Raw genomic sequence first — 13069 nt, forward strand, 5'->3', positions numbered from 1 at the left:
CGGAGCAGAAAAAATGATCGCAACAGGCACATTGTCCCGCTGGCAATCCGCCTCCCCTTTCTGGGTGTCCCTGCTGTTGATCCCGTTGATCTGGTTCACCGCAATTGCCGGAAGCTGGTGGGTCCTGTTGATCCCACTTTCAACGTGGTGGGCTTTTGCGGTTCTGGACCGGATCACCGGCCTGAACGAGCAAAACGCCGATCCGGAGACATCTGATGATGTGTTGCGCTGGTACATCCTGCTGACCAAGCTTTGGGTGCCGCTTCAATTCCTGACGCTGTTTGGTTTGATCTGGTATGCAACCCACACCAACCATCTGTCGACGCCCGCAAAGATTGGCCTGTTTTTCGGTATGGGCGTCCTGTCCGGTACAATCGGGATCAACTACAGTCACGAGCTTATGCACCAGAAAAGTCGGGGCGAGCGATGGCTGGGGGATATCCTTTTGGCCATGGTACTGTATTCTCATTTCCGGTCCGAACATCTGCTGGTCCATCACCGTTACGTGGGCACACCACGCGATCCGGTGACAGCCCGTTACAATGAAGGGTTCCACCGCTTTTATCCCCGCGTTCTATGGCAATGTCTGATGTCAGCCTTCAACGCCGAACGCGACAAGCTGGCCCGCAAAGACCGGCCATGGACGGATCGTTCCAACCCGTTTTGGCGATACTGGGCCCTGCAAGGCGCGATGCTGGCGCTGGCTGCGCTGATCGGAGGGTGGGCTGGTTTGGCCCTGTTTCTGCTGCAAGCCGGTGTCGCGATCTGGCAGCTTGAGCTGGTCAACTACGTCGAACACTACGGCCTGACACGAAAATATCTGGGCGACGGTCGGTACGAACATGTCTTGCCGTGTCATTCCTGGAATGCGGCGCATAAGGCGTCAAACTGGCTGCTGATCAATCTGCAGCGCCATTCCGACCATCACTACAAACCCAACCGTCGGTTTCCGCTGTTGCAACATCACAGACCGGACTCAGCCCCACAATTGCCGTATGGCTATCCAGTGATGACCGTTGCAGCGATGATCCCTCCGCTTTGGCGGCGGGTGATGAATCCGCGTGTTCGGGAATGGAGACGTCACTACTATCCCGAAATTACGGATTGGCACCCTTATAACAAGGCTTTGAACCAGATGCCCAAAGCGTGACCGCAGCGCGCGTCTGCGCGCTGTCTGGCCCAACTGTCAGCACGGCATCTTCGATGCTGTTCTGATGGGCGGGAGGGTTTCAGTTCTTCATCACCCAGATATTCATCGGCGTCTCTACCCCGCGGACAGATTGATCGCGATGTGCAGTGAAGCCTTCCATCGCACCTGGCACAGTGGGGTTTTCTTCGGCTACCCGTTCCCGCACAGCATCGCTGACAACTATGTTTGCCTGAAACTCGCGCGTCAGTGCCTCCAGCTTGGCAGCCACATTAACCGCATCACCGATCACTGCAAATTCCAGCCGGTTGGCGCCAATATCCCCCAAAACGACCGAGCCATAGTGCACCCCAATCCCAACTTGGATTTCAGGTTCTCCGGCACGCCGACGATCCAGATTCCAGCGGTCGATCACTTTTACCATCGCGCGCGCGCAGCCCAAGGCATTGCTCGCATCCAAGGGCGTCGGCACCGGCGTACCAAAAGTCGCCATCAAGCCGTCACCCAGATACTTGTCCAGGGTTCCATGGTGCCGGAACACTTCGGTCTCCATACGGGCGTGGAAACCTCGCAGCACCTCGATGACCTCATAGGGATCACGCCCGGCGGCGTATTTGGTGAAACCCACGATGTCGATGAACAAGACTGCCACATTCTCTTTACGGACCTGTTTCAGCGGCTCGTCGTTCTGGCTGAGCTCATCCACCACGTTAGGAGAGAAATATCGCGACAGGTTGGCCCGTTCCCGCTCCAAACCGGCGTTGCTCATCAACAGCTGGTTCAATCGCCGCATCGAGACACCCAATGTCACCGCAACCATGATAAAAACGACGACTTGCTGGATACGCTGCGGGGCCATGAAGCTGTTGGGATTTAGCAATTCCGCCACATCCGGATACCCTTGCAAGGCCGTCGCAACCTTTTCGCTGATACCTGGAATGGGGGTGGCCACCCACCAGGCAATGATCCACCCCGCCGTCCACATCATCGCGGTCCAGGAGCCGATGGCAATCACCGTCCGCCAAGAATAGGCCAAAGTCCCAGCTGCCAAAATGATGAAAAAATACTGGAAGTTGTCGAACCGATATTGCATCGCCAACGGTCGAACATCTTCGCTGAACGGGTTAGGCACAATCATTCCAAGCGTCATGATCAGCAGGTCGACAAAGATCAGCAGCAACTCAACCCGCGACTGCCCAACGCGACCCGCACGGCGTATCAGCCACCCGTTGGCGCAGATCAGCAACAGGATGAAGTGATACCAAAGCACTTCCCACTGCGGGTTAAGGAAAATCAGAAGAACCCCAGTCAGCGCCATCGCCACCCAACGGGCACGCACGGCCAGTTCCAACCCTTCGCGCTTGTGCCGTTCTAATGCCGCCTCGGTATACTTGTTGTCCAAATCATATGTATCAGGCTGTGTAAAAAACAGGCTGCGGCGGGGCTGCGCGGTCGTCTCGGTCATGGCCGTGATCTTTCTTGCAGTGTCAGGGTCACTGTCATGCAACCACTCTTGATGCCAAAACAAAAGACCCCGCCGTAGGATCGGCGGGGCAAGGCTTAGTGCCTTGTGTCAGGCCACAGGCACCGGCGGTGTTCGTGAAATCAGTTCATCTCGGCCCGGATCTGCTGACGCAGAACGTCGATCGGAACCGTTTTTCCATCACGCTTGAAGCACCAGTATGTCCAGCCGTTGCAAGATGGAGCGTTTTCCAGATGTGCGCCAACCTGATGGATCGAGCCTTTGACGTTTTGACCGACCAGCGTGCCATCGGCGCGCACTTTGGCCTTGTGGCGCTGGTTCATGGAATAGAGTTCTTCGCCCGGTCTCAGCATTCCACGCTCGACCAGTTGGCCAAAGGGTACGCGCGGTTCGGCGCGTTTGCTGGCGCTGACTTCCAGCGCTTCGCGATCGAACTTGCGCACCTTGGCGATGCGTTTCTCGGCCACTTTGCGATAGCTTTCCTCACGCTCGATTCCGATGAACTCGCGACCCAGCATTTTGGCGACTGCACCGGTTGTACCTGTGCCAAAGAACGGATCCAAAATCACATCGCCCGGATTGGTCGAGCCAATCAACACGCGGTGCAGCAGCGACTCCGGCTTTTGCGTCGGATGCGCTTTGTCGCCGTTTTCGTCCTTCAGACGCTCATGCCCGGTGCAGATCGGCAGCACCCAGTCGCTGCGCATTTGCACGCCTTCGTTCAGCGCTTTCAAAGCTTCATAGTTGAACGTGTATTTCGCACCTTCGCGCTTGCTGGCCCAGATCATAGTCTCATGCGCGTTGGTAAAGCGCTTGCCCCGGAAATTCGGCATGGGATTCGACTTGCGCCATACAACGTCGTTCAAAATCCAGTACCCCGCGTCCTGCAGGGCCGAGCCCACGCGGAAGATGTTGTGATAAGACCCAATAACCCAGATCGCGCCATTGGGCTTCAGCAGACGGTGTGCCGCCTTCAGCCATTCGCGCGTGAACTGGTCATAGGCACCAAAGCTGGAAAACTGATCCCAGTGATCATCAACCGCATCCACCTGAGAGTTATCCGGGCGGTGCAACTGGCCTTTCAACTGCAGATTATAGGGCGGATCCGCGAAAATCAGGTCAACCGACGCCTCGGGCAGACTGTTCATCACTTCGATGCAGTCCCCGGAAAGAATCGTGTTTAAAGGGAGCGCTTTTGCGCCCTTTTTGGTGGTCGTTGTCATATCACTGCCTCAAGTATCCACGGCGCTTTTGCGCTCATTTGGTTGAGACAAGGATGAGTCAAAGACGATTCGCCGTCAATTTCTTTTTTGAATCAGCAACTTACGATTTACTCTTGATACAAGATATTGTGCACCGGCTTGAACGAACGTCTATGGTGTGGGGTCACGCCAAGATTTTGCAGCGCTTCTTTGTGTTGTTTTGACGGATAACCGGCGTTGGTTTCCCATCCATAACCCGGATGCTGTTGCGCCAAATCCACCATCACCTGATCCCGCCAGTTTTTCGCAAGGATCGAAGCAGCTGCAATCGACACCGAACGGGCATCCCCCTTCGCGACGGCCTGCGACGGGATTTTCATGCCACGCGGAATCATGTTGCCGTCGATCAGCAGGAAATCAGGGGCAGGTGTCAGTGCCTCAACCGCGCGCACCATCGCCAAATGCGAAGCCCTCAGGATGTTAATCTCGTCAATCTCGGCAACGGTCGCTTCGGCAATGGCAAATTCAGCGCTGGAGCGAATCTCTGCGTCCAGTGCGGCCCGACGTTTTGCGGTCAGCTTCTTGGAGTCATTCAACCCCTCGGGAATATCCTTTGGGTTCAGAATCACGGCTGCAGCCACAACAGGCCCGGCCAAAGGGCCACGCCCGACCTCATCCACTCCGGCGATACGAATATGGCCCCGCTCCAGCAGCGCCTGCTCAAGTTCGAAATTCGGCTTTGTCATTTCACTGGAAAAACGTGTTTCACGCGACACCGCAAGAAAAAAGAGAGGGTGGCCCAAACCACCCTCTCTAACACGACGCTTCATGGGCGCCGCTCCTGCTCGACCGATGTTACTGATAAACGACGCGGTATCCTTTCTTGCGCAGGCATGCAGGCTCATATGCCCGCTTAACCTTTTTGCCGTTCCAGAAACCAACCTTGCACTCTTTCGGCAGGCTATGGGCATGTTTGTAGTGCTTCTTCAGGCACTTCGGACCAAGCAACAAATGGTCCTGTGAATACCCGTTATACTTGCGCAGGCAGCGCTGCGGCAGATCGTACCGCGCCACGCGCGGCGGCAACGAGCGCACGGGCTGTGGCTTGTAGGGTTTCGGGTTATATGCCTGATAACGAGCCGCCCGGTCTTTGTGCTTTTCTTTGTTATAATAATGAACTCCCGCGCCGATGATCGCGATGGCCGCCAGGCCACCCAGAATGTCCTTGGCATCCGCCGCCTTCGCCTGAGAAGCCGAGACACCAGTAATGGCAACAGCGGTCGCAATGATCAGAGCGATGAATTTCTTATGCATGATGCGCATCCTTTTCGTTGATTGGGCGACCGTATGACGGACCGCGTCCTGACTGCCCTGACACTGGGGCGGTGGGTCCAGACAGGCAATAACAGCCCTGTGTTATCCGATATCAGAGCCCGCAAACCCCTTGGGTTATTGAATATCGCGGCAACTCATGCGCAGGATGCGGCCTATGAAACAGATCCTCTCTTCTCTGACCTTTGCGGCCCTGATATCGCTTGGTTCTGCCGTGTCTGCGGCGGATTGCTATGCGGATTACAAGGCCAAGAAAGACAACCCGCTGCGCCTGCATTACGGGGTCATTCAGGTCTCGGCCTGCGACAAGGGCCGGGCCCGGGCTGAAATCGCACAGCGCCTGAACGCATCGGGGTGGACACTGCTAGAGGTGCAATCCGTTTTTGGGCCAGAAGGGCTGGATCAGAGGAAGGACAATGCCGGACAATTCTATCTCCGTTTCTGATGCGCGCCGGTCGGGCGTCCGGCTGGTTGTGCTGGGCATCGCTGCCATCGTTGCTATCCTGATCACCGCTGCCGTTTTCCTGTTCTGGACGCTGCCAGACGCAAACGCCTTCAACGCGCGGGTCGAACGGCTGTTTGTCGAGGCCGATCTGACCTCGCAAACAGAAATCCGGTTGCTTGAAATACTGGCCCAGTCCGGCACCGCCTTTGCCGACACCTTGTCCAGTTACCGAATGGTCATCTACGTACTACTGGTTTTTGCCAGCGCGATGATGATCTCGGCGCTGGTGTTTCTGGTGATGCTGGTTCTGCTGAACCGACGCATGGCTCAGATTGAACGCACTGGCATTCAGGTGACATCCCTGCTGATCAGTCGCGAGGAGAACACCGTTTACCTCAACAATATGGATTTCAAACTGACACCCGCCGCCATGGAAACCCTATCCGTTCTGGCGGAATCCCGGCTGGATGACGAGGTTCTGTCCGGTGCCCAGATCGAAGGAGTGATTTCCGGTCGCGACGAAGCCGACTGCGACGAAGCCGCAGGCGCAACGCGGATCAAACGGCTGCGCGACGCGCTTGGAAATCAAATGGTCAGTGAACTTTTGGTCAAGAATATCGCCAAGAAAGGCTATATGCTGTCCATAGAAAAAGACGTCATTCAGATGGTCTGATCACTTGGACGCCAACGCTCGTTTCCGGTAAAATCCAGTTTCGGCCTCTTGGAAAGTGGGATGGGAGCGCCCATTCTGAATATACCAAAGGCAAGGGAGGTCGCTTATGAACGTCCACGCCGCACCAAAGATGAATGGATATGGAATCTCTGTCGAACCTCTGAGCGGCAGGATTGCGATTTACCGCGATGACGTCCTTTTGGCTGAAAGCACAAATGCCAAGGTTATGTATGAAACACGCCTGCCGCCCACGGTTTATGTGCCGCGCGCAGACGTTTGCGTAGATCTGAGCGCAGAAACTGAATTGCAAACTTTTTGCCCGTTCAAAGGCACGGCCACTTATCACGACATTAGCCTGCCCGGTGAAACACTGACCAATTCCGTTTGGGCCTACGAAGACACTTTGCCAGAAAGCAAAGCGATACAAGGCTGCATCGGGTTTACGCCCAGCGCCTATACACGGATAGATTTGGGCGACAACCGCCTGCGCGAAGTTGACGATGGCAACATCAGCGGGCCTCTGATTGATTGGCTGATGCGCGGTGCGTCGACAGCGACGACACCAGAGAGCTTTACAGAAGCTTTGGCTGAAAAAATGCTGGAGCACGGTATCGCGATACAGCGTCTGAGTATTTTGGCATGGTCCCTACACCCCTTGATCGTGGGCAAGCATTATATCTGGGAAAAAGGCGAAGAAGAGATTCTGACCCGGGCGCCAACATACGAAATCCATGATCACCCGGCCTTCATAAACAGCCCGCTGCGCCACGTCTCGAACGGTTTGGGGGGCGTGCGGCAACGGCTGAACGATGACAACCCGCACAATAGTTTCCCGATCATGGAGGATTTACGGGCCAAAGGCGCGACCGACTATGTCGCCATGCCGCTGCCGTTTTCCGATGGGCGGACAAATGTACTGACACTGACCTGCGATCACCCAGACGGGTTTACGACAGAAAACCTGGGCCTTGTTTTCGAGTGCTCTTCGGTTATCGCGCGATTCTATGAAGTGTTCATGCAACGAGAAAACGCACAGGTTTTGTTGGAAACATATGTCGGCAAACGCACAGGTGCCCGTGTTTTAGGAGGAGAGATCCGGCGCGGGGACGGGGATGAGATCGACGCGGCGATCATGTTCTGCGATCTGCGCAACTCGACAAGCCTGGAAGAAAAGCTGGGGCGCAGCGACTACATCAATGTGTTGAATGCGTTCTTTGAAACGGTTTCCGGTATCGTTCATGAAAACGGTGGGGAAGTACTGAAATTTATTGGCGACGCCGTATTGGCCGTCTTTCCAGCTGCGGACGAGAACGCCGCAACCGCACGTATGAACGCACAACTATCAGCGGTCAAAATCGTTGAAACGTTGGGGGAGCTGCGTAAGGACGGCTCTGACACGCATTGTGACTGTTCGATCGGCGTGTCCTATGGGCGCGTGACCTATGGAAATGTGGGTTCACGCGAACGCCTTGATTTCACAGTCATCGGTCAAGCCGCCAATATCGCCGCACGTTTGGGAGAGTTCGGGAAAACCAAAGGGCATCGCATTGTCGTGTCCGAAGATATCGAGCCCGCCTGCTCGAACGCTTTGCCTTTGGGTGCGGTAGAGCTGCACAACGTGTCTCAACCTGTTGTGTCATATGCTTTACGTACTGCGGCGGATGCCATTCTGGACAGTTAAAACCTACGTGAAAATGTTGTCTGCACACACATGATCCTGCCCCAAAAAAGGACGATCCAGTTCTGGACCAAACACTCTTTCTAACCAGCCCCAAGCAGGATCAGAGCCGTCTGCCCCGGTGAAATCGTATTCTGAAGCTGCGCAATCTGACTTCGGGCCAAGTAAGTGTCGGTCAGTTGCTCGAGTGCTTTCTGATCCGAAAACTGAGACAAATCTTCCGAGCCCGTCAGCTGCAACAGCCGGTCTTTGAATTCGACCAGTTGTTTGTCGATATCCAGCTGAGCAAAGGACCGAGGCAGGCCAAGCGCCGTTTCCATCATGCTGCGCAAGGGGGGCAGGCCCATCAGGTCAAACCACTTGGTATCTGCGCTTGAAGCCGTTTTGGCCAAATCGGCCAGCTCGCGCTGCGCGTAAAGCGAGATACGCATTGTCTCGTCCGAATCGCCTACGGCGACTTCAAACCGTGTCGTCACATTGGCCTGAGCAATCTTTTCCATGTTGGTTTTCAACGCTGTTTTCCGAACGTCCCCGGGCCCAAACCCGAAAGCGTCAGAGAACTCTCGATACCGTTTGTCCGCCAGACGGTTGGACAAAGCGTCATCGGCTCGCGTTCCGTCCTCAAGGATTTTGCGGACAAAAAACCGATTGTCCAAATCGCCTTCTAATCCAAACGCGCCCAAGGCGACCTGCAATAACCTGCGATCCGACACCAGCTGTTCTGCAGATTCCACCTTGCCGATATTCTCAAGAAAATACCGCGTCTCCCGCTCATTCACCGAGGAAGACGAGAAACTTTGGAACTGGTTGTCGTACGTACGCTGAAGAAACCGCCAGCCTACAATTCCACCGGTTGGGATAACTGGCTGAAAGGTCATTGCTGATAGGCCATAAGCCGCTCTTCACGTGGTAGAAGCGAACGCAGGGACTTAAGACATTTGTAGTAATGCTCGGCCACCAAGGCATCCGTGGCCTCAGACAGCACCTTGCGACTGTCCGCATCCGTGAACACCTGGCTCAACTCTTCCACGCTACGCAGCAATTGCTGACGTGCCTGATCCGGCTCCATGTCACCTGACAAAACCAGCTGCGCGGCATAACAGACACGGCGCACAGGCGTATTAACTTCGTCAGGATGGATCGCAGCCCGCAGCCGCAGAACGTTTGCCTGTGGCGTCATGACTGAAAACCTGCTCCGACGATCCCCGTTCTCAATAACCACGCCGTTGATCAGTACTCTTTCTTTCGGGGCAAGCTTTAGGACCAAACCGCTCATCAGGTCGCCCCCATCTGGCGCAACCCGCGCAATACAGCCGTGTTGATTTCCAACAATGGCTCAACCGTTGCGCCGTCTCCCAACACACGACTGCTGTGTTGTTCGGTAAACTCGGCAAGGTAGAAAATCCGCGCCCGCAGATCGTTTGGCAAAGCGTTCGCGGAATCGGCAACGCCTGTTGCCAGCACCCCCCAAAGCCGTCGATTCTCATGAACGGCCTGAACAAACGCCGAGAAATCTGTCGCCTTGCGGGCTGTTGCGGCCTTAAGACGCCGCGTGATCCTGGAAATTGCCTCATATTCGGTATCCCGGGGCGTTCGTGTCGGCGCGGCGGTTTGAGCGTAAGTGCGGTGGGCGAGCGTTTGCGGTATCACTTGAAATCCTTCCAAAGGGCCGTCGTCAGGCGATCAGGGTCGGGGCACTAAAATCATGCCCCGACCCGCTTTGTGATTTAGCGGAACAACGACAGGATCGACTGTGGTGCCTGGTTGGCGATCGACAACGACTGAGTAGCCAGCTGCTGTTGTACCTGCAGCGCCTGCAGCCGCGCAGAAGTCTCCTCCATGTCCGCATCGACAAGCGAGCCGATGCCGGACTTGAACGAGTCAGCCAGGTTCGAGATGAACTCTTTCTGGGTCTCGATCCGACCCTGCGAAGACCCGAAAGCAGCCGATGCGTCAATCGAGGTATCGATCAGCGTTTCGATCGTTGCCAAAGCGGCAGTCGCGCCAGCGCCGGTCGAGACGTCAATGCCCGTCAACGCACCCAGACCACCCGAACCAGCGTTCACGTATTGAGCCGAGAACGAGATGTCGTCGCCGGTCGAATTGGTGATGGACAGAGTGCCTTGAGTGCCAGAATCGTAGTCAACAGTCAGGCCGGAAATCCCCAACTCCTCGATCTTTGCTTTCAGACCCACGGCAACCAGGTCGCCCGTTGTGGTCGCGGCTGCATCGGCTGCGGAAACTGTGTACGACACAACCTGATCGTCAATTGCGACAACTACCTTGTCACCCGCCGCGAAGGCCCCGCTGGATTCATCCGTAACCAGAGCGGTTGCTGAAGTCGCACCGTTGTCGATAGTCGCACCAACTCGGTCATTGCCAGTAGACGCCCCGGTTGAACCGTCAAATACCTGGGCTGCGGTGTAACCACCAGTGGACAAGTCCTGACCTGTTACAGTGATCGACGATGCCGTGACATTGCCAAGGCTGTCCCGATCCAAGGACGCGAGGATCGACGCAGAGCCTGCCGAGCCGTCCACCAGGTTCAGACCGTTGAACTGCGCGGCGCTGACAACCGAGTTGATCTGGTCTTTCAGAGCAGTCACGTCATCGTTGATTTTGCCGCGGTCAACGTTGTCTTCCTGCGCTGCAACGATCTTTTCCTTCATCTGTGTCAGCAGATCGGTCACGGTTTCCGACGCGTTCCGGCCACAGCAACGGTCGATTCCCCCAACGCCAGGCTGTCCTTGATGGCGTTGAAGCCTTTGACATCCGATTCCATCACTTTGGATATCGCCCAAACTGCCGAATTGTCCTTGGCCGTCGCGACATCCTTACCGGTCGAAATCGCGTTCTGCGTCATCGCCAGATTTTTGTTTACCGACTTCAGTGTCTGCAGCGCAACCATCGCGCCATTGTTTGTCAGAATGCTGGACATTGCTGTCATCCTTTTCCGTTTGAGCCATTTTGCCCGTGTTCACCCCGCAAAACCTGCGGGCATTGGTGTCGTTCTGACCTATGCGATGCGCCGCTTGGCCAATCGCGCCACCTGCCATTCTCAGGTGCAGCCTCACTCTTGAACCAGATCCCCTAACGGAGTGCTAAAACCTCAAGGCGGGAAATTTCGGATTTGAATCAAACTCCTGCCTATGCCCTTTTTCCAATTTCACTGTTCCACGCATCGCGAATTCGCTGCGCTGACCATCAGCGCCGTAGGTACTGAATTCCTGCCGAACCCGGCGCAGTTCAGCCATGCGGCTGGCCACGGCGCGGATTCCGTCGGCCGCACTGTTCAGCAAGGCCTGATTACGCGCGACCTTCTGCTGCACCCGAATCAATGCGTCGCTGTCCTGCACTTGAAGATCATTTATTGCGCCGATCAGCTTCTCTTTTTCCGGAACCATATGCGTCAATCGATCAAGATCCCCTTGCACTAGCGCCGCGCGCTCAAGATCCAGAACCTCTTCCAAAGACTTGATCAGCGTCATGTTGACGTCAGATGTCATCAGCTTTCTCCATCAACGACTTGAGCAGTATTTCAGAAAGACCGACGCCGCCGGACCGGGCGAGTTGCTGCGCCTGATGCTGAACAAGAAACGAGCCAAACTGGTCTTCCCCTGCCCCACCGCCAAAACTCTGGCGCGTTTCTCCCAGCCCAGCGGATTTTAGCATTTCACTTAAAAAGGCCGCCTCCAGTTCAACGGCTGCTTCTTTGAGTTGGGTCTGGGCCAAAGGAATTTGGCCCGCCTGCGCGTGGGTGGAAACTTGCATAGCTTTCTCCGAAATTTGCTTCGAACTTTCTCGATCAAAAGCGAAAGCAGTTAAAATAAACGTAACTTCCTGAGTGCAGAGTTCTGGCCAATCACACGGAGCCGGAGCAAAATGCCCAACTCAATTATGCTGGCCACTACGGCGTCAATAGCCCCTGCAAAACCGACCTCGTCACAAAATGAAATGGGGCAGGCCAGCGGGGTGACACGCTTTGAGGACATCCTGGGCCAAGATGGAAAAGCCGACGATCTGCCCGATACCGACCTGTCCCTTGCCGCCCCTGAAATCGAAACGCCGGACGCAGAAGCACAAAGCATAGATATGGCGGAACCCGAAGCTGCCCCGCTTTTAGAACCTCTTCGTGTAGTGGAACTGGTGAGCTCTTCAACACATGTCGCGTATAGTCAGCCTGTGGCTGAAGGAGGGCTTTCAAGTAACACACCGGCATCGGCAGGTGATCCTAGTGCATCCGCTGAAAATGACCCGGAACGGCCAAAGTTTTCATCGACAACAAGCCAGCCCGACCCGGTTGATGCTCCTGCACCCGCATTAACGCGATCCAAGAAAGGTCAGGTACTGCCTGCTTTGAACCAGCACGTGACGCCTGTCGCGGTCGCAAAGGAGAGCCGACCGATTGACCACCTGACTATGGCAAAAGGCACGTTCAACGCCCCGGAAACCGCCCCAACATCTCAAAGCATTGAGCCCACGCAGCGGTCTGAGGTCACGCCCGCAACAATCAAATCAACAAAACCGGCCCACGCGCCGCCTGTTGCACAGCTTCAAATGATGGCAGAGCTTGTCGAGAAGGAACACGCGGTCTTTGATCAGGGCGCTGAAACCACAGTTGTTGCCAAGGACAAACCACTCCAAACCGCTCCGCGTGAAACGACGCAACACCTTTCTGGACAGTCAACTTTTGCCCGCGCCGAAATCGCACGAGCAATCGCTGGTCAACTTGCGGCGTCGATTCAGGGTCGTGCGGGATCCGGAGCAATGGAGATAGCGCTGAACCCTGAAGAGTTGGGGCGAGTTTCCATTGTTCTGAACGGGCGCGACGACGGCATGCATATGACAATTGCCACCGAACGCCCCGAGACCCTGGAGCTGATGCGACGCCATTTATCCGTACTTGCGGAAGAGTTTCAGAAACTGGGATACGGTGAATTGAACTTTGATTTGGGCACATCTTCCGATGCGGATGGCCAGGCGGTTGGCACCGATACACCCGAGTCCGGATCTGCGTTCGATGACCCGCAAAGCGATTCGGATGCTCAAATCGTATCTCTGCAACAAATTCAGGTCCCAGGCCGGGGCATCGACATGAGGTTTTGACCG

Annotated in this window: 14 protein-coding genes and 1 pseudogene; 5 read left to right on the forward strand and 10 right to left on the reverse strand. The window is 55.6% G+C overall.

Features of this window, described 5'->3' with window-relative positions:
* Positions 1-13: 13 nt before the first annotated feature.
* A complete protein-coding gene (locus GS632_RS00635) occupies positions 14-1150 on the forward strand; it encodes an alkane 1-monooxygenase (protein ID WP_171721968.1) in 1137 nt (378 codons plus the stop codon).
* 79 nt (positions 1151-1229) lie between these two features.
* Here GS632_RS00635 and GS632_RS00640 read toward each other — a convergent pair whose 3' ends face one another.
* The 4 genes from GS632_RS00640 to GS632_RS00655 all read right to left on the reverse strand — a co-directional run bounded on the left by GS632_RS00640 (position 1230) and on the right by GS632_RS00655 (position 5146).
* Positions 1230-2612 (reverse strand): adenylate/guanylate cyclase domain-containing protein, encoded by a 1383-nt coding sequence (locus tag GS632_RS00640; RefSeq protein ID WP_171238701.1) that lies wholly within the window; start codon positions 2610-2612, stop codon positions 1230-1232.
* Between the two features lie 140 nt (positions 2613-2752).
* Positions 2753-3853 (reverse strand): site-specific DNA-methyltransferase, encoded by a 1101-nt coding sequence (locus tag GS632_RS00645; RefSeq protein WP_171188606.1) that lies wholly within the window; start codon positions 3851-3853, stop codon positions 2753-2755.
* Between the two features lie 107 nt (positions 3854-3960).
* A complete protein-coding gene (locus GS632_RS00650; protein ID WP_171721994.1) occupies positions 3961-4578 on the reverse strand; it encodes a ribonuclease HII in 618 nt (205 codons plus the stop codon).
* A 109-nt stretch (positions 4579-4687) separates the two neighbouring features.
* Positions 4688-5146, reverse strand: a complete 459-nt coding sequence (locus GS632_RS00655) for a hypothetical protein (RefSeq protein WP_171721969.1) — start codon at positions 5144-5146, stop codon at positions 4688-4690.
* Between the two features lie 175 nt (positions 5147-5321).
* Between GS632_RS00655 and GS632_RS00660 the strand changes: the two genes are divergently transcribed.
* The 3 genes from GS632_RS00660 to GS632_RS00670 all read left to right on the forward strand — a co-directional run bounded on the left by GS632_RS00660 (position 5322) and on the right by GS632_RS00670 (position 7963).
* Positions 5322-5609, forward strand: coding sequence for a hypothetical protein (locus GS632_RS00660; protein WP_171180322.1), 288 nt, complete (start codon positions 5322-5324; stop codon positions 5607-5609).
* Positions 5581-6282 (forward strand): helix-turn-helix domain-containing protein, encoded by a 702-nt coding sequence (locus GS632_RS00665; protein ID WP_171238703.1) that lies wholly within the window; start codon positions 5581-5583, stop codon positions 6280-6282. Before GS632_RS00660 ends, GS632_RS00665 begins: the two co-directional genes overlap by 29 nt.
* A 106-nt stretch (positions 6283-6388) precedes the next feature.
* Entirely contained in the window at positions 6389-7963 is a 1575-nt protein-coding gene (locus GS632_RS00670; protein ID WP_171236100.1) for a DUF427 domain-containing protein, read from the forward strand.
* Positions 7964-8043: 80 nt separating this feature from the next.
* On the opposite strand, the gene GS632_RS00675 is transcribed toward GS632_RS00670, so the two are convergent.
* The 6 genes and pseudogenes from GS632_RS00675 to GS632_RS00700 form a co-directional block, all read right to left on the reverse strand.
* Entirely contained in the window at positions 8044-8838 is a 795-nt protein-coding gene (locus tag GS632_RS00675) for a DUF1217 domain-containing protein (protein ID WP_171620091.1), read from the reverse strand.
* The gene (gene flbT, locus GS632_RS00680) at positions 8835-9236 is read right to left on the reverse strand and encodes a flagellar biosynthesis repressor FlbT (RefSeq protein WP_171721970.1); all 402 of its coding nucleotides are present in this window, start codon (positions 9234-9236) and stop codon (positions 8835-8837) included. The genes GS632_RS00675 and flbT overlap by 4 nt, the downstream gene beginning before the upstream one ends.
* Complete coding sequence (gene flaF / locus GS632_RS00685; protein WP_171721971.1) at positions 9236-9610, reverse strand: flagellar biosynthesis regulator FlaF; 375 nt, start codon at positions 9608-9610, stop codon at positions 9236-9238. Before flaF ends, flbT begins: the two co-directional genes overlap by 1 nt.
* 77 nt (positions 9611-9687) lie before the next feature.
* Positions 9688-10898 (reverse strand): annotated as a pseudogene (locus tag GS632_RS00690) (flagellin).
* Positions 10899-11061: 163 nt separating this feature from the next.
* Positions 11062-11466, reverse strand: a complete 405-nt coding sequence (locus GS632_RS00695; protein WP_171721972.1) for a flagellar export chaperone FlgN — start codon at positions 11464-11466, stop codon at positions 11062-11064.
* Positions 11456-11731 (reverse strand): rod-binding protein, encoded by a 276-nt coding sequence (locus GS632_RS00700; RefSeq protein ID WP_171236107.1) that lies wholly within the window; start codon positions 11729-11731, stop codon positions 11456-11458. Before GS632_RS00700 ends, GS632_RS00695 begins: the two co-directional genes overlap by 11 nt.
* A 111-nt stretch (positions 11732-11842) precedes the next feature.
* Between GS632_RS00700 and GS632_RS00705 the strand changes: the two genes are divergently transcribed.
* Positions 11843-13066 (forward strand): flagellar hook-length control protein FliK, encoded by a 1224-nt coding sequence (locus tag GS632_RS00705; protein ID WP_171721973.1) that lies wholly within the window; start codon positions 11843-11845, stop codon positions 13064-13066.
* Positions 13067-13069 lie beyond the last annotated feature (3 nt).

Source organism: Ruegeria sp. HKCCD7296 (assembly GCF_013110775.1).
GTDB lineage: Bacteria > Pseudomonadota > Alphaproteobacteria > Rhodobacterales > Rhodobacteraceae > Ruegeria.

Excerpts from the sequence above, each read along its gene's own strand:
- GS632_RS00635 (WP_171721968.1), top strand. The coding sequence starts at position 14 with ATGATCGCAACAGGCACATTGTCCCGCTGGCAATCCGCCTCCCCTTTC.
- GS632_RS00660 (WP_171180322.1), top strand. The coding sequence starts at position 5,322 with ATGAAACAGATCCTCTCTTCTCTGACCTTTGCGGCCCTGATATCGCTT.
- GS632_RS00665 (WP_171238703.1), top strand. The coding sequence starts at position 5,581 with ATGCCGGACAATTCTATCTCCGTTTCTGATGCGCGCCGGTCGGGCGTC.
- GS632_RS00675 (WP_171620091.1), bottom strand. The coding sequence starts at position 8,838 with ATGACCTTTCAGCCAGTTATCCCAACCGGTGGAATTGTAGGCTGGCGG.
- flbT (WP_171721970.1), bottom strand. The coding sequence starts at position 9,236 with ATGAGCGGTTTGGTCCTAAAGCTTGCCCCGAAAGAAAGAGTACTGATC.
- GS632_RS00650 (WP_171721994.1), bottom strand. The coding sequence starts at position 4,578 with ATGACAAAGCCGAATTTCGAACTTGAGCAGGCGCTGCTGGAGCGGGGC.
- GS632_RS00640 (WP_171238701.1), bottom strand. The coding sequence starts at position 2,612 with ATGACCGAGACGACCGCGCAGCCCCGCCGCAGCCTGTTTTTTACACAG.
- GS632_RS00670 (WP_171236100.1), top strand. The coding sequence starts at position 6,389 with ATGAACGTCCACGCCGCACCAAAGATGAATGGATATGGAATCTCTGTC.
- GS632_RS00705 (WP_171721973.1), top strand. The coding sequence starts at position 11,843 with ATGCCCAACTCAATTATGCTGGCCACTACGGCGTCAATAGCCCCTGCA.
- GS632_RS00655 (WP_171721969.1), bottom strand. The coding sequence starts at position 5,146 with ATGCATAAGAAATTCATCGCTCTGATCATTGCGACCGCTGTTGCCATT.
- GS632_RS00700 (WP_171236107.1), bottom strand. The coding sequence starts at position 11,731 with ATGCAAGTTTCCACCCACGCGCAGGCGGGCCAAATTCCTTTGGCCCAG.
- GS632_RS00645 (WP_171188606.1), bottom strand. The coding sequence starts at position 3,853 with ATGACAACGACCACCAAAAAGGGCGCAAAAGCGCTCCCTTTAAACACG.
- GS632_RS00695 (WP_171721972.1), bottom strand. The coding sequence starts at position 11,466 with ATGACATCTGACGTCAACATGACGCTGATCAAGTCTTTGGAAGAGGTT.